Here is a 19078-nt window from a genome sequence, read left to right on the forward strand (position 1 = left end):
GCCGCACTCCCGGTGGCGTTACCGGGGTATAAAACTGGACGTGCTTTTCAGGTAATCGAAAAACCACCTGATGATGTAACTGAACTGGGGAATGAGTTGCGACTGTTGCCAGTCCGGGCTTTTGGAAAAGCCGGTGAATGTATCGAGGAAGAAGAGCATAGCGGAAACAATCAGCACGCCACGCAACGCCCCGAAACAGACCCCCAACACCCTGTCGGTTCCCGACAAGCCGGTTTTTTCCACCAGCGAGCCGATCACATAGTTCACGATGGCACCCACAATCAGAGTGGCAACGAATAACACCGCTATCGCGATGCCGTTGCGAACCAGTTCGTCGTCAAAACCTGTAAACCAGACTGCAAGGTAGGTGTAGTAATGACTGGCGACAAAAAACGCGCATCCCCAGGTAACGAGAGATAAGGCTTCCCGGACAAACCCACGAATCAGGCTGACCAGAGCCGAAAAACCAACTACCGCAATAATGACGTAATCAATCCAGATCATGAACGCTTCCAACCCAGTGCTTATGCACCCCTGCATCCAGTTCGGGGCGCATTCTAACAGAAAAAGAAAACGTTTGCGTAGGGTTTTCCGGTTCTGTATCCATAAAAAGGGCGATGAAAAAAACTTTCCTCGCCCTGAGTAAAATCAGCAATTTAACCCACTGATATAAAACAGCTTTACGACAACATTTCGCTTAACCGCTTGTGCTATACCGCGCCTTTTACTGCTATCGGCGCGGCTTATCACAGCATTAACGCGTGCCGTACGGTTTCACCACGCCACCGAGCCCGGAGATGCTTTGTAGCTCACTCAGCGAACTCTGCAGCTTCGCTTTTGAGGCATCCGGCCCCACATAAATGCGCGTGATTTGTCCCTGCACCGGCGTGGATGGCACGGTAAAGGCACGAGATCCTGACAGACGCAGTTGCGCCACAATCTCACTGACCTTGGCCGCATTCTTTAGCGCACCCAGCTGAACCACAAACGCCTGCCCCGCAGGAACCGCTTCCGGTTCACTCTGTTTCGGTGTTTCGACCACTTTTGGCTGCTCAACCGGTTTCGGTTGTTCTACCACTTTGGGCTTCGGTTGTTCGACCGGTTTTGGCTTCGGCTGTTCAACCGGCTTAGGTTTGGGCTGCTCGACCACTTTTGGCTTCGGCTGCTCAACCGGCTTCGTCTGCTGATGCACCGGCGGCGGTGTCACCAGCGTAGGCTCGCTGTTCTGCACCGGTTGCGCATTGCCATTGCTGGCCGAGCTGCTGGCTTTACCGTTATCCGAGGTTTGCGCCGTGCTCGCCCCTTCCGGCGGCTGCGCCGGGAGCGGTTGCGTCACCGGCGGCACCATTTCGCTATCCTGCTGATCGTCCGGCTTTGGCACCAGCGGAATCGCTGCGAACTCTTCTTTGTAATGCTTTTTCTTGCCGTCGAGCAGCCCCGGCAGCACGATGACGCCAATCGCCACCAAAATGACGGTACCGACTAAGCGATTTTGAAACTTACTTGCCACTGCCATTCTCCGCTGACATCGATTCCATAACCTGTGCAACGGTGTGGAAAGAACCACACACCAGAATCACATCCTCAGGCGCGGCTTGCTGACGCGCGGCCTGCCATGCTGCATCGACGTTATCATACGCATTGCCACCTTCAAGGTGGGCGATCAGCTCATCGGCGGTGGCGCCACGCGGACCGTCAAGCGGTGCACAGAACCAGCGATCCACCTGCGGTGCCAGCGCGGCCAGCGTCCCCGCGATGTCCTTGTCATGCAACATGCCGACCACTGCATGCACTTTACCGCTTTTCGGCAACTCCGCCAGACGTGAAGCCAGATAATGCGCCGCATGCGGATTATGCGCCACATCGAGAATCACGCGCGGGCTTTCACTCACCGTCTGGAAGCGCCCAGGCAGAATCGCTAAGGGCAAATGTTCGCGGATCACCGCTTCGCTGACGTTGAGTCCTGATGCGCGCAGCGCGGTCAGTGCCGTTGCCGCATTGGGCAACGGCACCTGCGGCAACGGCAGATCGCGTAGTTCGCCATGCTCGTCCTGCAGTGACCAGCTGTTTTCCTGCTTCTGCCACTGCCAGTCACGGTTGATTTGCAGCAGCTGCGCGCCCTTCTCCGCCGCGACTTCGGCGATGGTGTGCGGCATATCGGCTTCACCGACGACTGCAGGTTTGCCACCACGGAACACGCCGGCTTTTTCGCGACCAATGCTTTCGCGATCCGGCCCCAGCCAATCGGTGTGATCGAGCGCGATGCTGGTGATCACCGCCACATCCGCATCGACGATATTGGTGGCATCAAGACGTCCGCCAAGACCCACTTCGAGGATCACCACATCAAGATTGGCCTCACGGAACAGATTCAGTGCAGAGAGGGTGCCGAATTCAAAGTAGGTGAGTGAAATGTCACCGCGTCCAGCTTCAATACTGGCGAAACTGGCGCTGTGCAGCGCTTCATCCAGCTCGGAGCCCTGCACGCGCACGCGTTCGGTGTAGCGCACCAGATGCGGCGAGCTGTACACGCCCACGCGATAGCCTGCGGCCATCAACAGCGTTTCCAGCGTGCGGCAGGTGGTGCCTTTGCCATTGGTACCGGCAACGGTGAAGATAAACGGAGCGGGTTTTAGCAGATCAAGGCGTGCGGCGACGCGTTGAATACGATCCAGGCCCAATTCGATGGCCTGTGAATGCAGGTGTTCAAGATAATGAAGCCACGTGGCCAAAGGCGACGTGGCTTGAGGAAGCTGCAGAGTGTCCATGTGTCCCGTTTACTCATCTTACACATCGTCATTCAAGCCGCAGCGGCGTGGGCTGCACTCAATCACCCCCGATCCCTTACTGGGTAAGCTGCCGGGGCTTCATTCGTTTGCCGCCTTGCTGCAACTCGAATGACTGGGTGTTTACGGTTCATTGGTGAAAAGCGTTTAACCACCGCTTTTCGTTGCCTGTCAGGCCTCGTTGCTCTCTGGCACAGCCGTAGAAGGCTGATCACCATCCTGCAGCGGCGCTGGCAGGTTCATCATTTTCGCCAGCAGGCTGGCCAGCTTAAAGCGCATTTCCGGACGACGGATGATCATGTCGATCGCGCCTTTTTCGATCAGGAACTCACTGCGCTGGAAGCCCGGTGGCAGTTTCTCACGCACGGTCTGTTCGATAACGCGTGGACCGGCAAAGCCAATCAGCGCTTTCGGTTCAGCAACGTTCAAATCGCCCAGCATCGCGAAGCTGGCAGACACACCGCCCATGGTTGGGTCGGTCAGCACGGAGATGTACGGCAAGCCGCGTTCCTGCATTTTCGCCAGCGCTGCGCTGGTTTTTGCCATCTGCATCAGCGACTGTAACGCTTCCTGCATACGGGCACCGCCACTGGCAGAGAAGCAGATCAGCGGGCAGTTATCTTCCAGTGCCTGCTCAACGCCACGCACAAAGCGCGCGCCAACCACAGAGCCCATTGAGCCGCCCATAAAGGAGAACTCAAAAGCCACCGCCACCACTGGCATACCGTGCAGGGTGCCTTTCATGGCGATCAGAGCATCTTTCTCACCGGTGTCTTTCTGCGCGGCAACCAGACGATCTTTGTACTTCTTAGAATCGCGGAACTTGAGCAGATCCTTCGGTTCCAGCTCGCTGCCTAATTCAACCAGAGAACCTTCATCCAGCATGGTGTGCAAACGCTCACGGGCGTGCATGCGCATGTGGTGGTCGCACTTCGGGCAGACCTCAAGGTTACGCTCCAGTTCGGCGCGGTACAGCACCTGACCACAGCTATCGCATTTGGTCCAGACCCCTTCAGGGATACTGGCTTTGCGTGTTGGCGTGGTGGTGCTTTTATTCAGTATGCGTTCAATCCAGCTCATTGATGACCTTTCTGTTTAATGCTGACCTGGTCCAGTCTTCTTGTGACTGCTGAAATCACCTTCAGCAGGCCGTAAATGTCGCTCATTAAACCACAACCCGTTAACGCTGTGGATAAAAATCTGGTGACAGCCTTACTGTGGCTTCTGCTGACGTGCCTGACGGCGATGGCGCCATACTTCAATCACGCCTGGCAAAATTGAGACCACAATGATGCCAACAATCAGCAGTTTTAGGTTCTCCTGTACCACCGGCAAATCACCAAACAGGTAACCGGCATAGGAGAACAACAGCACCCACAGCAGTGCGCCCGTCACGTTGAAGAGCGCAAAGTGGCGATAAGACATGTGTCCCATCCCCGCCACAAAGGGGGCAAAGGTTCGCACGATTGGTACAAAGCGCGCAAGTATAATGGTTTTGCCACCGTGGCGATCGTAGAAGGCGTGGGTCTTATCCAGATAGCTGCGACGGAAAATTTTCGAGTTCGAATTGCTAAACAGCTTCTCACCGAACAACCGACCAATAGTGTAGTTCACCGCATCGCCGAGGATGGCAGCAACCACCAGCAGCGTGACCATTAAATGCACGTTGAGATCGTTACCCGGCAGTGCCGCCAGCGCGCCAGCAACAAACAGTAACGAATCCCCTGGCAGGAAAGGTGTGACCACCAGGCCGGTTTCGCAGAACAGGATCAGGAACAGAATGGCGTAAATCCAGACGCCGTACTGCGCCACCAGTTCGGCTAAATGCACATCAATATGGAGAATAAAGTCGATCAAAAAGTGGATGAATTCCATAATGTTCCGGCTCCCAAACATCCTTACTCATTTAAATTAATCTGCGAGGAACAACGGTCCCAACGCAGGCTGAGGTAACGCAAAGTGAGATGGGTAATCCACCGCCACCAAATACAACCCCTCGGCTTTAGCGGTCGCTGCCGCCAGAGTACGATCTTTTGCCGCCAGCAACTCAGCCATCCAGCTTTCCGGCTGGTTGCCGCAGCCAATTTCCATTAGGCTGCCGACAATATTGCGCACCATGTGGTGCACGAACGCGTTGGCTTTGATATCGACAATCACATAAGGTCCGTAACGTGTGACGTTAAGGTGCATCACGTTGCGCCACGGCGTGCGCGACTGGCACTGCACCGCACGGAACGAGGTAAAGTCGTTCTCGCCAATTAAACACTGACCGGCACGCTGCATTTTCTCGACATCCAGCGGATGATAAAAATGGGTGATGCCGTTGCCAAGAATCGCCGGTCGCAGCCGCTGATTGAAAATCACATAGCGGTAACGACGCGCGGTGGCGCTAAAGCGGGCATGAAATTCCTCCGGCACCGCTTTCACCCAACGTACCGCGATGTCATCCGGCAGGTTGGCATTGACGCCCAGCGTCCAGGCGCTGTCGGCGCGCTGCGAGGTGGTTTCGAAATGCACCACTTGCCCGGTACCGTGCACACCGGCATCCGTGCGTCCGGCGCAGAACACCACCACCGGGTGATTCGCCACTTTCGACAGCGCTTTTTCCAGCTTTTCCTGCACGCTGCGCACTTCGTTCTGTCGCTGCCAGCCGTAGTAACGGCTGCCGTCGTACTCAATGCCTAACGCCAGCTTAAATGTCGTTTCTTCAGACAACATTAATAGAAGTACTCCTGCACCAATTTCTCAGCGGTTTTTACCGCCATCAGTGCGCCGCCGAAACGAACGTTGTCAGCCACGGACCAGAATTGCAGCAGCTCAGGGAGACCGTAATCATTACGCACATTGCCAATGCTCAGCGCATCATTGCCTGATGCATCGCTGACGGGCGTCGGATATTCACCGTCTTCACTGAGGTTGATGTCATCAGCACGCGCCAGTTCATCTCGCGCTTCTTCGGCTGACAGCGGACGTAAATTTTCGACATGCACAATCTGCGTGTTGCCGTAAAACACTGGCGCCTGCACGCTGCTGACGGCAATTGGCAAGCCTTCGTCCTGCAGCACTTTGCGCACCTGATCCACCAGACGACGTTCACTCTCCACGCTGCCATGGCTATCCGCTAACTGCGGCAACAGGTTGAACGCCAACTGACGACCAAAATAGTGCTCATCTGCCGGTACACCATTCAGCAAACGTGCGCTTTCGCCCGCCAGGCCATCCACTGCCGCTTTACCGTGGCTGGAAACCGACATCAGATTGGTCACCTGCAAACGGCTTAACCCCGCCGTATCCACCAGCGGTTTGATAGCGCTTAACAGCTGGCTTACCAGCGCATCGGCCACCGTCACGATGTTGCGATTGCGATAATCGGCCAGCACCTGCGGGTTCACATCAGGCACCACCAGCGGGACATCCGGCTCCAGCGCGAACAGATCGCTGCTGTCGATCACCAGGCAACCCTGGCTTGCGGCTTCATCCGCGTAACGCGCGGAAGCTTCACGTCCGGCAGCGAAAAACGCCAGCTGCGCCTGCGTCCAGTCAAATTCAGCCGCATCCTGCACGCGCAGGGTGCGACCATCAAAACGCACACTTTCACCGGCGCTGTTTTCGCTCGCCAGCAGATACAATTCACCAACCGGGAACTGGCGTTCTGCCAGCAATTCCAGTACAGCGTTCCCTACTGCGCCTGTTGCGCCCAATAGCGCAATATTCCAGCCGTCAGACATGTTGGTTTACTCCAGACAATGACATAAAAACAGAAGGCGGTGATGACACCGCCTGACATTTAAGACTTTTCCCGCGCGAAAACGCAGGGGATTGATTTAACTTTACAAACTGGCGCGGAAACCGAGCTTTTCCAGCATCGCGGCGCTATCGGCATCATCACATTTCACCTGCAGTGATGACCATTCACGACGCTCTTCATACTGCTTGCGCAGGCGATCAAATTCGCCCGGTTTGGCAGCCACTTTTCGCAGTGGCGCATCGTCGCGGCGCACATCATACACCAGGTGCACCAGTCGTTTCAGCGTTGGCTGATCGAGCTTGCCGTGCAGCGTAATGGTGCCAAATTCCGGTGCAGGCAGCAGACTCTCCAGCGCCACCTGTTGCGGCTGACCGATAAACGCGCACCAGGCTTCAAATACTTGTGTGGTGCCGCGCGCTTTGCCTTCCAGCGTATAGCCGGCGATATGTGCCGTGGCGATATCGACTTTGTCCAGCAGATCGAGGTTCAGATCCGGCTCCGGCTCCCACACATCCAGCACCACGCTGAGGTCGCTGCGCATTTTCATCACTTCAAGCAGCGCGGCGTTATCCACCACCGGGCCACGGCAGGCATTGATCAGAATGGTGTTGGGTTGGAGTGCCATCAGCAGTGCCATATCGGCCAGGTGCCAGCTTTTGTAGGGGCCGTCTTTAAATAGCGGCGTATGGAAGGTCAGAATATCGGCCTGCGCCACCAGCTCATCCAGCGTGTGGAACGTTTCCTGATCGCCACGATCCGCACGCGGCGGATCGCACAGCAGGGTTTTCACCCCCCAGGCTTCAAGACGTTTTTGCAAACGCCCCCCCACATTGCCCACACCGACAATACCTACGGTACGATCGCGCAGTTCAAAACCATCGCGTTCGGCCAGCAGCAGTAAGGAGGAGAACACATACTCCACCACCGCAATTGCGTTACAGCCGGGTGCCGCCGAGAAGGCGATTCCGGCGGCCGCCAAAGAAGCATCGTCCACATGATCAGTGCCAGCCGTGGCGGTGCCAACGAACTTCACCGGCGTACCGGCCAGCAGCGCCGCATTCACTTTAGTCACCGAGCGCACCATCAGTCCGCTGGCATCCTGTAACTCTGCTTCGGGTAACGGACGTCCCGGCACGGCCAATACTTCACCCGTTCGACTGAAGAGTTCACGAGCGTAAGGCATGTTTTCATCGACGAGAATTTTCACTGCGGCGGTCCTGTCTGCTGATGCGTTTTGAGGCGCGTATTCTTACATAAAGCCGGGGATTAACCTAACCGGCTGCGATAGCGATCCGGCGTGGTGCCGGCCTGCTGCTGGAACATCACAATCAAGGCTGATGACGAGCTATAGCCCAGTTCGTGTGCAATGCCTTGCACGCTGCACCCCTGCTCCAGCAGCGCAATGGCACGCAAAAACCGTAAACGCTGGCGCCATTCGCTGAAAGACATCTTCAACTGCTGCTGACAACGTCGCGCCAGCGTACGCTCGGTGGTGAACACCCGCTTCGCCCATTGTGCCAGCGTGGTGTTATCACCGGGATTTTCTTCCAGCGCGCGCAAAATAGGCGCGAGAAATTTGTCGTCCGACAACGGCAAATAGCTGGTGTGCACCGGTGCCTGACGCAGACGATCAATCAAGACTTCACACAGTCGCCAGTCCGCTTCCGTTTGAGGCTGCTCCAACTCACGCTGTGCAAAATCATTCATGATGGCGTGCACAATCGCATCGACGTGCAGTAAACAGGCATTGTCGGGCATCTCCGCACAGAGATCGGCCGCGAGATTGAAGGTGCGGAACTGGGCATGGCAATGGTTATAGCTGCTGTGGCGCTGTTCTGGCGGGATCCAGATCGGCATATCAGCGGGCGTTAATAACCGTTCCCCCTCCACTTCCATCTCCAGCACGTGGCTGGTGACAAAAATCACCTGACCCCAACTGTGCAGATGCGGGAGATATTCAGTTTTCGCGTTAGCCTGCTCGTAGCGCATAAAATAGCGCAGTAGCGGCGCATCAATCGGCGGCTGGTACTCGATCTGTAAATTCATTCTGTCCGGTCACTAACGAATATTGTCCGATTTTAACTATCTGAACAAAACCGGTCAAATGTAAACTATTCGCGATTAAACTCAGGAGTCGTACGATGAATTTACTGTTTCCGTTGATTGCGGTGATGATCTGGTCGATCAACACCATTGTCAGCAAACTCTCTGCCGGGAGCATCGATCCTGCCGCCATCTCCTTTTATCGCTGGCTGCTGGCGCTCATCGTGCTGGCCCCCTTCAGCCTGCCCGGCGTGTGGCGCCATCGCCATGCCGTGAAGGCCAATCTGTGGCGATTATTGATCCTCGGCCTGTTGGGCATGGTGCTTTATCAGAGTCTCGCCTACTATGCCGCCCACAGCGTGTCGGCGGTGATGATGGGTATATTGGGTGCCACGATTCCGCTACTGACCATTCTGCTGAGCCTGTTCGTTTTACGCCTTGCGCCGACGCGCGGCATTTTGATCGGCGGCCTGTTGTCCTTTACCGGTTTAGTATGGTTGGTGAGTGAAGGGAATCCAGCTCAGTTGCTGAATCAGCGTCTGGGCAACGGCGAGTTGATGATGCTGGCGGCTTCCACCTCGTATGCGCTTTACGGTGTGCTGACCAAACGCTGGGCGATCCCTCTGCCGACCTGGCAGAGCCTGTACGTGCAGATTTTCTTTGGTGTGTTGCTGTTACTGCCTGGATTCTTGCGCGCACCGGACGTCACGCTGAACTTGCATAACATTCCGCTGGTGCTGTTTGCCGGGCTTTTCGCGTCCATTATCGCGCCGTTCTTGTGGATCCTTGGTGTGCAACGTCTCGGTGCCAGTACCACCACCATTTTTATGAATTTTGTGCCCGCGTTTACCGCCATCATTGCCGTGCTGTTCCTGCATGAGCAACTGCATGCCTATCACTGGATTGGCGGTGGCATGACGTTAGTGGGTGTGATTCTGGCACAACGCCTGAAAACACCCCTGCGCAAGCCACGTGAACGTACCGTTCAGCTCAGCGAAAGCTGATGATGATGCGCAGCCCGCCCAGCTGCGGGCTGCGATCCAGCAGCAACTGCGCACCGTGCCAGGCACAGATATCTTTGACCAGCGCCAGCCCGATGCCCGCACCGGGCTGGCTGGCAGTATCCAGGCGACCAAACGGCTGCAATGCCTGATGCTGTTGTGCCGCGCTAATGCCCGGTCCGCTGTCCTCAATTTCCAGCTGCTTCTCCCGCAATCTCGCCGTGACGATCCCGCCTTCTGGCGTGTATTTAATCGCATTGTCCAGCAGGTTGGCACAGAGTTCGGCCAGTAATAAGCCATCGCCTTGCACCACACAGGGAATGTCGCCTTCAAATCCCAGATCGATGTGTTTATGGCGCGCGCCGGCATAGCTGCTGAAACATGCCTGTTCCACAATTTCATTCAAACTGACCCGAGAAAAAGGCTTGTCCTCACCGTGCCGGGCTTTGATTTGCGCCAGCTGCAACAGCCGATCGGTTAGTTGCACCGTATCGTTGAGCGTACGGCGCATGCCGAGCAGACTTTCGCGCCACTGCGCAGGATCATCACTGTTGAGCGCAACGCCAACCTGGGTTTTTAAAATAGTGAGCGGTGTACGTAATTGGTGTGAAACGTCGGCACTAAAGCGTTCCTGTCGTGCCAGCAAGCCCCGCAGTCGTTCCAGATGCCGGTTAAAGGCAATAATTAACGGCTGCAATTCCGACCAGGGTAATAGCGACGGCAAAGGCGTCAACTCACCTGGCGCACGTCGTAGCATGATGCGCGATAATCGGCGCAGCGGCCGCAACACTTTGCGTAATAACAGGCTGGCTAACAGCAGAGTAATCAACACCAGAAAGCTTTGACTGATCAACGCGGTGCGCAATAATCCTTCCGCAAACCCATGACGAGAATTCAGGGTTTCGGCCACCAGAACCAGCGCCATCCCCTCTACGCCCTGCTCGTTTACCGGTTGCCATAACGCCGCAATCCGAATCGGCTGCTTACGATAGCTGCCATCGTAAAAGTGCACTAAAGCGGGATAGGCTTCAGAAAGCGGCGCATTGCGCGGTAAAGGGGGCAGATCGGGATAACCTGAAAGAGTTTTGCCTTGCGGTGAAATCACCTGATAGAACAACTGATCGTTCATGTTGCGCTCAAAGCTGTCGAGTACCACCCAGGGCACATCCACCTCCAAATGGTTCTGTCGCACCACCAGCCTTTCTGCCACCGTGCGTGCCGAGGCGAGAAGTGAACGATCGTAGGCCTGATTCGCCGCCTGCAGCGCACTCTGGTAATGGGTATAAACCGACAACCCCCACAGCAACATCAACGGAGCGCCCAACCACAGTAGCAGTTCACCACGCAGTGAATGGCTCAGGCGCACGGCTGGCACTCCAGACTGTATCCCAGCCCACGTAGCGTCACGATGGCAACATCGCTGCCCTGCAGCTTTTTCCGCACCCGATGCACATACAGTTCAATGCTTTCCAGGCTGGCTTCATCGGTTAAGGTAAAGGTCTGTTCATAAAGATGCTGGCGTGACACCGGACGTCCAGGGCGTTGCATCAAAGTCGAGAGCACGCTGGCTTCACGCGGGGTGAGCATCAACGGTTTATGATTCAGCAGAAAATAGCCTTCGCCGTCGCGCTCCAGCTGGCCCACGGTCTGCGATTGCGCAGTCTGCCCCTGGCTGCGACGCAACAGCGCCCGCAGGCGCGCTTCCAGCTCATCCAGTTCAAAGGGTTTAGTGAGATAGTCGTCCGCGCCCGCATTGAGGCCCTGCACGCGCTGTTCCAGCGCACTTTTAGCCGTGAGCAACAATACCGGCGTGGTTTGCCCACGCTTACGCAAACGCGCCAGCACCGCCAGACCATCCAGCCGTGGCAGTGATACATCCAGCACCACCACCGCATAGTCTTCGCTCTGCAACACATGGTCTGCCGCCAGGCCATCCGCAACCCAATCCACGGCAAAACCTTTCTGTGTCAGCGCTTTTTGCAGCCAGCTGGCTAGGTCAACCGTATCTTCCACCAGTAAGAGACGCATATCACATCCTGATACTTTTCCCGAGCACTGAAAGGTAAATGAAAGGTTACACCATTAACAATTCAGCAACGCCGAATGTTCGGCAGTTGTCACACTCTGGAAGCATGAATGGAGCGAATAATGAAAAAAATCTTACCCCTCGCCCTCGCCTCAACCCTCGTGGCTTTGTCGATCTCTTCTGCGCTGGCAGAAGCGCCAGACCGGACAGAATGTATCGCCCCCGCCAAACCCGGCGGTGGCTTTGATCTGACCTGTAAATTGATTCAGGTTTCCATGCAGGAAACCGGCGAAATCAGTAAACCGATGCGCGTGACCTACATGCCCGGCGGTGTGGGAGCGGTGGCTTACAACGCCATCATTGCTCAGCGCCCCGCCGAAGCAGGCACGCTGGTGGCCTTCTCCGGCGGTTCGCTGCTCAATCTCTCTCAGGGCAAGTTTGGCCGCTATTCAGAAAGTGACGTGAAGTGGCTGGCTGCCGTCGGCACCGATTATGGCATCGTCGCGGTACGCAATGACGCCCCATGGAAAAACCTTGGTGAACTGATGGAAGCCATGAAGAGCGATCCCACCAAAGTGGTGGTCGGCGCAGGTGCATCGATCGGGAGTCAGGACTGGATGAAAACCGCCCTGCTGGCTCGCGAAGCGGGCATCGACCCACGCAAGATGCGCTATGTCGCGTTTGAGGGCGGTGGCGAGCCGGTAACGGCTCTGCTTGGCAACCATATTCAGGTGGTCTCCGGGGATATGAGCGAGATGGTGCCACATTTGCAAGCCGGCAAGTTGCGCGTGCTGGCAGTGATGTCTGACAAACGCTTACCGGGTGAACTGGCGAATGTGCCGACCGCCAAAGAGCAAGGCTATAACGTCGAGTGGCCGATTATTCGCGGTTATTACCTTGGTCCAAAAGTGACTGACGCGGAATATCAGTGGTGGGAAGACGCGTTCAAAAAATTGGTGACCACCAAAGAGTTTCAGCAACAGCGAGATATGCGCGGACTGTTTGAGTTCAACATGTTCGGCAGCGAGCTGGATGCCTACGTGAAAAAACAGGTGGCTGATTATCGCGAAAAAGCCAAATCCTTTGGCCTGGCCAAATAAAGGAGTCGATGATGAGCGATCGTATCTTCGCCGGTATCTGGCTGCTGCTGTGCATTGCCGGGCTGTTTATTGCCTGGCAAATCCAGAGTGAATACAGCTATGAACCGGTCGGCCCACGCCCTTTCCCGATGCTGCTGCTGGGATTAATGGCGATTTGCGCCGTGATGATGTTACTGCGCAAACCCGATCTGGTGCAGTGGCCTTCCGCCACCACACTGAAAAAGTTAGTGCTGATGTGCGTCATGCTGATGGTATATGGCTGGCTGTTTGAGCGTCTGGGTTTTGCTGCATGCACCACGCTGCTGACCTTTGGCATTGGGCTGTTGTTTGGCGCGCGCTGGTGGGCGGCTGCGGTGTCCGGTGTGGTGATGGGCATAGCACTGTTTTATGCCTTTGACCGCCTGCTCGATGTCACCTTGCCCGTCGGCAGCTGGTTCAATTAACGGGAGTCTCACATGGATACCTGGTCTTTTCTGATGCAAGGGTTTGCCGTCGCGATGACGCCGGAAAACCTGATGATCGCACTCATCGGCTGCTTTATTGGCACCATTGTTGGCCTACTGCCCGGACTCGGGCCGATTAACGGTGTCGCGATCCTGATGCCGCTGGCGTTTGCTCTGCACTTACCTGCCGAGTCCGCGCTGATCCTGCTTGCTACGGTCTACATCGGTTGCGAGTACGGTGGTCGTATCTCCTCTATTTTGCTTAACGTGCCAGGCGATGCCGGGGCAATCATGACCGCGCTGGATGGCTACCCGATGGCGCAACAGGGCAAAGCTGGCGTGGCCCTGTCGATCTCAGCAGTGAGTTCATTTATTGGATCCACGATCGCCATTCTCGGCATTATTCTCTTTGCCCCTATATTGGCCAACTGGTCACTGGCCTTTGGTCCGGCGGAGTATTTCGCGCTGATGGTGTTTGCGATTGCCTGTCTGGGCAGCATGATGAGCCACAATCCGTTGAAATCGTTTTTAGCCGCGCTGATCGGTTTGGGTATGGCCACCGTTGGCGTCGATGCCAATACCGGCGTCTATCGTTTCACCTTCGACAGCGTGCACCTCTCCGACGGTATCCAGTTTGTGGTCGTGGTGATCGGACTGTTTTCTGTCAGTGAAATACTGCTGATGCTGGAATCCACCAGCAGCGGGCAGAAACTGGTTCGCGCCAGTGGCCGCATGATGTTCAACATGAAAGAAGCGGCGCATGCAACCGGTGCTACCTTGCGTTCCTCCTTTATCGGCTTCTTTGTTGGCGTACTGCCCGGCGCCGGTGCCACCATCGCCAGTGCCATCGCTTATATGAGCGAGAAAAAAATCAGCGGCAGCGACCAGTTTGGTAAAGGGGATATTCGCGGCGTGGCGGCACCTGAAGCGGCCAACAACGCCTCGGCTTGTGGCTCCTTTATTCCGATGCTGACGCTGGGTATTCCGGGCTCCGGCACCACGGCGGTGATGGTCGGTGCGCTGACGCTGTACAACATCACACCCGGCCCGGCGATGTTTACCGAACAGCCGGATATCGTCTGGGGTCTGATTGCAGCATTGCTGATTGGCAACGTCATGCTGCTGATCATGAACATCCCGATGATCAACATCTTCGCCCGCATGCTGACCATCCCGCTGTGGTTCCTGGTACCCGCCATCGCCGCGATCTCTGCAGTGGGCGTTTACGCCGTGCACAGTACCACTTTTGATCTGTTGCTGATGGTCGGACTGGGTATCTTTGGCTATATCTTGCGTAAAATGGATTTCCCGATGTCGCCGCTGATACTGGGCTTCGTGCTGGGAGAGATGCTGGAGCAAAACCTGCGCCGTGCGCTCTCCATCAGTAACGGCAACCTGCCGATTCTATGGGAAAGCCTGATCTGCAAAGTGTTGCTGGTGTTGGCGATCGCTGTCCTGATCGTGCCGCCACTGTGGAAACGCTGGCGTCGTAAGCGTCTCAAACTGGCTGAAGCTGAATAAATCCAGAACTGACGCGATTTCCCCTCACTGCCCCCGTGGATTTCCCGGGGGCTTTTGCTATCATATGGCCTCTTTTTTCCGGCGCACCCGGATCTGACCTCGTTTTTCAAGGATTCCGCCATGCAACCTCTCAGCGGTCCCGGTGTGCCTGCGGGCGATCGTTCAACGCTCACTAATGCGACTGGCCCAACTCGTCCTGGCGGACCGGCGGGCGAACAGCCGCTCTCCCCTGCCCAGCGCACCACGCTGGAACGTCTGATTGTGCGCATCATGTCACTCAGTACCTTGAAAGCCCCGGAATTGTGGGCTGGCGTACGCCATGAAGTAGGCGTGAAGAATGATGCTGAGCTGCAATCGCGTCATTTTCCTGCTGCCGAACAGCATTTGAATGGGCGTCTGACCCAGGTACAGAACAGCCTTGCCACACGTCAGCTGTTGCAGCAGCTGCTGGAAAAGCTGCCGCAGGGCAATAATCGCCAGGCGGTGAGTGATTTTATTCGTCAGCAATTTAACCAAACGGTGCTGAGTGCGCTGTCGCAAGACCAGTTACATCAGGTGCTGACCATGCTGCAAAATGGGCAGATGGCGATCCCGCAGCCGCAGCAAACGCGCGCGTCCGATCGCACGCTGCTGCCAGCTGAACAGCAATCGCTGAATCAACAAGTTACGCGCCTTGCGGCCACGACCGGCGAATCACCGGTCAAGCTGCTGTCTGAAGCGCTGAAACTGGTCAATCTGAAGAGTGGCGATCCAATTCCCTGTCGCCATTTCCCGCTGCTGACACAATATTTGCAGGTACGTCAGACATTGGGTCAACACAGCGCACCGACCTTACAAATGCTGGAAACTTCGCTGAAGCAGCCGCTGACACATGACGAGCAACGGCTGCTGGAGGATTATAGCCAGCAGCGTTTCCAGGCCACGCCGCAGACGGTACTGACGCCCGCGCAAACGCAAGATCTTATCAACTTGCTGTTTAGCCGCCGCGTCGAGAAAACGCTGGAGCAGCCGCACGCCGCCAGTGATTTACGTCCGCAGCCGATCTGGTCGCCGTGGATTGAGATTTTGCCGCGTCCGCTGGCACAGCGCCCGGCATTGACATTGATTCTGGGCCTGGCACTGTTCTTCTTTTTACTCTGGCTGTTCCTGTAATTTAGCAGCCACAGTGCGCGCCGGATGCGGCCTGTGGCCACTCGCCCGGCGACGTTCCCCACGTTAATGGATGCCCATCGCGCTTCCAGAAATCCAGTCCACCGATCAACTCTTTGACCTGAAAACCCAGCGAAGCCAGTTTCAATGCCGCTTTCGTTGAGCCGTTGCAGCCGATGCCATCGCAGTATGTGATATACACCTTACTGCGATCCAACTGTGCAGTGGAGTCGGCATTCATAGTGCGATGCGGAAACGAAATCGCCCCGGTGATGTGCCCCGCCAGATAGACATCAGTGGATCGCGCATCAACCACCACTATCGCATTGACGCCTTGCGCCAGATCCTCTGCCAAATCCCAGGCATCGGTGTAATAACTCAGTTTGTGCTGCAGATACGCCACGCTTTCCTGAGGATCCGCGGGCGGGAAGAGTAAGACTGATGACATCGCATTCTCCTTGTGTAATTTTCCCTTAGTTTACGGCAAAGTGGTCTGCAATCTGATACCACTTTCGCCACAGTGATAAGACCACCATGCGCCACTCTTTTTTAGCCTTGTTTAATCACACGTCATCCGGCGGCTTACGTGAACGTTTATGCCATACGCTACGTGAGGCCATTACTTGCGGCCATTTGCACCATCAACAACGCTTACCCTCCAGCCGTCAGTTAGCCGAGGATTTGTCGCTGTCGCGGGTGACGGTGGAAGCCGCTTATGCGCAGCTGGAGAGTGAAGGCTATCTGGAGAGACGGGCAGGTCGGGGGACTTTTGTATCAATTGCAATGCCTGCACGGGCGGCGACCACACCCGCACAGGGCTCACCCCGATTTTCCCGACGCGGCGAGCAGATCCTGGCGACGGGTGGCTGCCAGGATCCGCCGTTCCCCCATGCGTTTGCCGCCGGTTCGCCTGAATTACGCGCTTTCCCGCATACGCAATGGCGCCGGATCAGCAACAGCGTGCAGCGCTCGCTGGGTAACCAGGTAATGAGCTATGGCGATCCACTAGGCTTTAAGCCGCTTCGTGAGGCGGTGGCGGATTATCTGGCGTTATCACGCGGGGTGCGCTGTGCTGCCTGGCAAGTCGTTATCCTAACCAGTTCACAGCAGGCCCTGCAGTTACTGGCGCTGATGTTACTGGATGCCAATGATGAAGTGTGGCTTGAGGAGCCTGGCTATCCCGGCGCGCGTAACGCTTTCCTCGCTGCGGGTGCACACTGCCGCGCGATGCCATTGGATAGCGAAGGCGCGATGCCGCTTGAAGGAGACGCGAGGCTGGTTTATCTGACGCCGGGACATCACTATCCCACCGGTACCGCGATGAGCCTTGCCCGCCGCCTGCAGTGGCTCGACTGGGCGCACCAGCAGCAAAGCTGGTTAATTGAGGATGATTACGACAGTGAGTTTCACTATGACGATCGCCCGCTTCCCGCCTTACAGGGATTGGAGGATAACAGCCGGGTTATCTGCCTTGGCACTTTTTCCAAAACGCTCTTCCCTTCCCTGCGGCTGGCGTGGATGGTCGTGCCGCCAACACTGGTAGATGCCATGGGTCGCGCCCGTAGCATTCTGGATGGGCACAGCGCGCTGTTGCCACAAGCGATTACCGCTGAGTTCCTCCAACAAGGCCATTTTGCCAGCCACCTGCGGCTGATGCGCCAGCTTTACCACAGCCGCCGCGACCGATTGCTGGAGCAGATCAACACGCGCCTGCAGCCGTGGTTGACGCCGCTACAGGCGTCTGGCGGGCTACAGCTGACGGTAGCATTGCATCAGGGTGAGGAAGCACAGCTCACGCAACAGGCCAGGGAAATCGGTCTGCTGCTGCCACGTCTGTCGCCGTTGTACAGCAACAGTCAGCCGCAATCGGGCTGGCTGCTGGGCTTTGCCGCGCTGACGCCAGGTGAGATTGTCAGCGCCTGCGATAAGCTGGTTACGCTGTTGTCGCGCTACGCGCAAACGACCAGGTGACGAGAATGCCCAGGGCTGCGCAGCAGGCACCGGCAAGGTAGACCGAGCCATAACCCAACGCCGTGGCGAGCAGGCCGGTCAGTGGGCCGCTGGCACCGTAAGCGATATCCTGGAAAGCGGAGAAACCGCCCAGCGCCGTGCCACGAATTTGCGGCGAGACACGTTTGATCACCTCGACGCCGAGCGCCGGGAAAATCAGTGAACAGCCGCAGCCGGTGAGCGCGGCGCCTACCAGCGCCATCCAGCCAGAGCTTGCACACGCCAGCACCAGCAAACCGGCAGTTTCCACCAGCAGCGAGATCATTGCGACGCGGACGCCACCGTGACGATCCGGCAGGCCGCCAAAGAACACGCGCACCAATACAAAAGCACAGCCAAATGCGGTCAGGGCAAAACCGGCATTGCCCCAGTTTTCTGCGGCAAAATAGAGCGAGGTAAAAGTGCCGATCACGGCGAAGCCGGTGCCCTGTAACGCCAGCGCGATGCCGGGTTGAAAGATGGTTTTCACCACGCTGAACAGAGAAGGACGTTCGCCACCCACCACCGGCACTTTACTGACCCAGCTATTGATCGCCAGCGAGAGCAGTGGCAACAGCAGCGCGACAGCACCGAGTGCCGCGAATCCGCCATGTTGATTGATCAACAAACCCAGCGGCGCGCCCGCCGCCAGCGATCCATAAATCGCCATACCGTTCCACGACATCACCAGGCCGGATCGTTTGCTTCCCACCAGCCCCATGCCCCAGGTCAGATTGCCGGTGAGCAGCAAGCTTTCACCAAATCCGAGTAACAAACGCCCCACTGCCAGCAAACCAAATTTTGCCCACGGCGAAACCGGCAACAACGCCGCGGCCAGATACGCCACACCCACCAGCGCGATGGCGATCATACCGTGTTGGGTGGTGAGCTTCGCGCCGTGCTGATCGGCTCGGCGTCCGGCGAAGCTGCGCGTCAGCAACGTGGCGAAGAATTGAATGCCCACCGCGACGCCCACCATCAGGTTGCTCATGCCCAATTCCTGATGCACGTACAGCGGGATAACCGGGAGCGCCAGGCCTGCGGTTAAGTAAGTGAGAAACACCGCAAAGGATATGCAACCCAAAGGCAGCACAGATTGCGTCTGCGTATCAGCAGCCGTGGTCATGATGGTATGAACTCCTTGTTCAGAGCATGCGCGACAGGCGACAACCCAACACACGCTTACGTCCTGGGTCCGGACGAAAACGGGTTATTTGGTTCATAACGTGCGCAAACGATTATTTTATTTCAGGCAAGATGGGATGAGTGTAG

The 19078-nt window shown here is 56.6% G+C and carries 19 protein-coding genes; 6 read left to right on the forward strand and 13 right to left on the reverse strand.

Annotation, left to right across the window (positions count from 1 at the left end; translation table 11 throughout):
* Positions 1 to 18 precede the first annotated feature (18 nt).
* The 9 genes from cvpA to JK231_RS06910 all read right to left on the reverse strand — a co-directional run bounded on the left by cvpA (position 19) and on the right by JK231_RS06910 (position 8580).
* The gene (cvpA, locus tag JK231_RS06870) at positions 19 to 504 is read right to left on the reverse strand and encodes a colicin V production protein (RefSeq protein WP_034825265.1); all 486 of its coding nucleotides are present in this window, start codon (positions 502 to 504) and stop codon (positions 19 to 21) included.
* Positions 505 to 754: 250 nt separating this feature from the next.
* Positions 755 to 1510, reverse strand: coding sequence for a cell division protein DedD (dedD, locus tag JK231_RS06875; protein ID WP_211728252.1), 756 nt, complete (start codon positions 1508 to 1510; stop codon positions 755 to 757).
* Positions 1500 to 2768 carry a bifunctional tetrahydrofolate synthase/dihydrofolate synthase gene (gene folC / locus JK231_RS06880; protein WP_211728253.1) on the reverse strand — a complete coding sequence of 423 codons (1269 nt, stop codon included), beginning with the start codon at positions 2766 to 2768 and terminating at the stop codon, positions 1500 to 1502. The genes dedD and folC overlap by 11 nt, the downstream gene beginning before the upstream one ends.
* A 189-nt stretch (positions 2769 to 2957) precedes the next feature.
* The gene (gene accD / locus JK231_RS06885) at positions 2958 to 3866 is read right to left on the reverse strand and encodes an acetyl-CoA carboxylase, carboxyltransferase subunit beta (protein ID WP_034825118.1); all 909 of its coding nucleotides are present in this window, start codon (positions 3864 to 3866) and stop codon (positions 2958 to 2960) included.
* A gap of 132 nt (positions 3867 to 3998) precedes the next feature.
* Positions 3999 to 4661 (reverse strand): DedA family protein, encoded by a 663-nt coding sequence (locus JK231_RS06890; RefSeq protein WP_211728254.1) that lies wholly within the window; start codon positions 4659 to 4661, stop codon positions 3999 to 4001.
* Between the two features lie 36 nt (positions 4662 to 4697).
* Positions 4698 to 5504 (reverse strand): tRNA pseudouridine(38-40) synthase TruA, encoded by an 807-nt coding sequence (truA, locus tag JK231_RS06895; RefSeq protein ID WP_097116567.1) that lies wholly within the window; start codon positions 5502 to 5504, stop codon positions 4698 to 4700.
* Complete coding sequence (locus JK231_RS06900; protein ID WP_058962341.1) at positions 5504 to 6514, reverse strand: aspartate-semialdehyde dehydrogenase; 1011 nt, start codon at positions 6512 to 6514, stop codon at positions 5504 to 5506. Before JK231_RS06900 ends, truA begins: the two co-directional genes overlap by 1 nt.
* A gap of 102 nt (positions 6515 to 6616) precedes the next feature.
* Positions 6617 to 7741: a 4-phosphoerythronate dehydrogenase PdxB gene (gene pdxB, locus JK231_RS06905; RefSeq protein ID WP_211728255.1), complete on the reverse strand. Its 1125-nt coding sequence runs from the start codon at positions 7739 to 7741 to the stop codon at positions 6617 to 6619.
* Positions 7742 to 7800: 59 nt separating this feature from the next.
* Positions 7801 to 8580, reverse strand: a complete 780-nt coding sequence (locus JK231_RS06910) for a helix-turn-helix transcriptional regulator (protein WP_097116565.1) — start codon at positions 8578 to 8580, stop codon at positions 7801 to 7803.
* Between the two features lie 95 nt (positions 8581 to 8675).
* On the opposite strand from JK231_RS06910, the gene JK231_RS06915 reads away from it, so the two are divergent.
* Positions 8676 to 9581, forward strand: coding sequence for a DMT family transporter (locus JK231_RS06915; protein WP_211728256.1), 906 nt, complete (start codon positions 8676 to 8678; stop codon positions 9579 to 9581).
* Here the strand turns inward: JK231_RS06915 and JK231_RS06920 are convergent.
* Both JK231_RS06920 and tctD read right to left on the reverse strand, forming a co-directional pair.
* Positions 9568 to 10944 carry a sensor histidine kinase gene (locus JK231_RS06920; protein WP_097116563.1) on the reverse strand — a complete coding sequence of 459 codons (1377 nt, stop codon included), beginning with the start codon at positions 10942 to 10944 and terminating at the stop codon, positions 9568 to 9570. The two genes, JK231_RS06915 and JK231_RS06920, sit on opposite strands and share 14 nt — an antisense overlap.
* Entirely contained in the window at positions 10935 to 11606 is a 672-nt protein-coding gene (tctD, locus tag JK231_RS06925; RefSeq protein ID WP_097116562.1) for a transcriptional regulator TctD, read from the reverse strand. The genes JK231_RS06920 and tctD overlap by 10 nt, the downstream gene beginning before the upstream one ends.
* A 120-nt stretch (positions 11607 to 11726) precedes the next feature.
* Between tctD and JK231_RS06930 the strand changes: the two genes are divergently transcribed.
* From JK231_RS06930 to flk, 4 genes are all read left to right on the forward strand, one after another.
* Complete coding sequence (locus JK231_RS06930) at positions 11727 to 12704, forward strand: tripartite tricarboxylate transporter substrate binding protein (protein ID WP_097116561.1); 978 nt, start codon at positions 11727 to 11729, stop codon at positions 12702 to 12704.
* Positions 12705 to 12715: 11 nt separating this feature from the next.
* Entirely contained in the window at positions 12716 to 13147 is a 432-nt protein-coding gene (locus JK231_RS06935) for a tripartite tricarboxylate transporter TctB family protein (RefSeq protein ID WP_058962348.1), read from the forward strand.
* 12 nt (positions 13148 to 13159) lie between these two features.
* Entirely contained in the window at positions 13160 to 14668 is a 1509-nt protein-coding gene (locus JK231_RS06940) for a tripartite tricarboxylate transporter permease (protein ID WP_211728257.1), read from the forward strand.
* A gap of 120 nt (positions 14669 to 14788) precedes the next feature.
* The gene (flk, locus tag JK231_RS06945; RefSeq protein WP_211728258.1) at positions 14789 to 15820 is read left to right on the forward strand and encodes a flagella biosynthesis regulator Flk; all 1032 of its coding nucleotides are present in this window, start codon (positions 14789 to 14791) and stop codon (positions 15818 to 15820) included.
* Position 15821: 1 nt separating this feature from the next.
* Here the strand turns inward: flk and JK231_RS06950 are convergent, their stop codons facing one another.
* Positions 15822 to 16265 carry a rhodanese-like domain-containing protein gene (locus tag JK231_RS06950; RefSeq protein ID WP_211728259.1) on the reverse strand — a complete coding sequence of 148 codons (444 nt, stop codon included), beginning with the start codon at positions 16263 to 16265 and terminating at the stop codon, positions 15822 to 15824.
* 86 nt (positions 16266 to 16351) lie between these two features.
* Between JK231_RS06950 and JK231_RS06955 the strand changes: the two genes are divergently transcribed.
* Positions 16352 to 17788, forward strand: coding sequence for a PLP-dependent aminotransferase family protein (locus JK231_RS06955; protein WP_211728260.1), 1437 nt, complete (start codon positions 16352 to 16354; stop codon positions 17786 to 17788).
* Here JK231_RS06955 and JK231_RS06960 read toward each other — a convergent pair.
* Positions 17751 to 18932, reverse strand: a complete 1182-nt coding sequence (locus JK231_RS06960) for an MFS transporter (protein WP_097116556.1) — start codon at positions 18930 to 18932, stop codon at positions 17751 to 17753. The two genes, JK231_RS06955 and JK231_RS06960, sit on opposite strands and share 38 nt — an antisense overlap.
* Between the last annotated feature and the right edge of the window lie 146 nt (positions 18933 to 19078).

Source organism: Pantoea sp. JGM49, from assembly GCF_018257655.1.
GTDB lineage: Bacteria > Pseudomonadota > Gammaproteobacteria > Enterobacterales > Enterobacteriaceae > Pantoea > Pantoea communis.

Coding starts and splice junctions, on each gene's coding strand:
- cvpA (WP_034825265.1), bottom strand. CDS start 504: ATGATCTGGATTGATTACGTCATTATTGCGGTAGTTGGTTTTTCGGCT.
- folC (WP_211728253.1), bottom strand. CDS start 2,768: ATGGACACTCTGCAGCTTCCTCAAGCCACGTCGCCTTTGGCCACGTGG.
- accD (WP_034825118.1), bottom strand. CDS start 3,866: ATGAGCTGGATTGAACGCATACTGAATAAAAGCACCACCACGCCAACA.
- JK231_RS06890 (WP_211728254.1), bottom strand. CDS start 4,661: ATGGAATTCATCCACTTTTTGATCGACTTTATTCTCCATATTGATGTG.
- truA (WP_097116567.1), bottom strand. CDS start 5,504: ATGTTGTCTGAAGAAACGACATTTAAGCTGGCGTTAGGCATTGAGTAC.
- JK231_RS06900 (WP_058962341.1), bottom strand. CDS start 6,514: ATGTCTGACGGCTGGAATATTGCGCTATTGGGCGCAACAGGCGCAGTA.
- JK231_RS06910 (WP_097116565.1), bottom strand. CDS start 8,580: ATGAATTTACAGATCGAGTACCAGCCGCCGATTGATGCGCCGCTACTG.
- JK231_RS06915 (WP_211728256.1), top strand. CDS start 8,676: ATGAATTTACTGTTTCCGTTGATTGCGGTGATGATCTGGTCGATCAAC.
- tctD (WP_097116562.1), bottom strand. CDS start 11,606: ATGCGTCTCTTACTGGTGGAAGATACGGTTGACCTAGCCAGCTGGCTG.
- JK231_RS06930 (WP_097116561.1), top strand. CDS start 11,727: ATGAAAAAAATCTTACCCCTCGCCCTCGCCTCAACCCTCGTGGCTTTG.
- JK231_RS06935 (WP_058962348.1), top strand. CDS start 12,716: ATGAGCGATCGTATCTTCGCCGGTATCTGGCTGCTGCTGTGCATTGCC.
- JK231_RS06940 (WP_211728257.1), top strand. CDS start 13,160: ATGGATACCTGGTCTTTTCTGATGCAAGGGTTTGCCGTCGCGATGACG.
- flk (WP_211728258.1), top strand. CDS start 14,789: ATGCAACCTCTCAGCGGTCCCGGTGTGCCTGCGGGCGATCGTTCAACG.
- JK231_RS06950 (WP_211728259.1), bottom strand. CDS start 16,265: ATGTCATCAGTCTTACTCTTCCCGCCCGCGGATCCTCAGGAAAGCGTG.
- JK231_RS06955 (WP_211728260.1), top strand. CDS start 16,352: ATGCGCCACTCTTTTTTAGCCTTGTTTAATCACACGTCATCCGGCGGC.
- JK231_RS06960 (WP_097116556.1), bottom strand. CDS start 18,932: ATGACCACGGCTGCTGATACGCAGACGCAATCTGTGCTGCCTTTGGGT.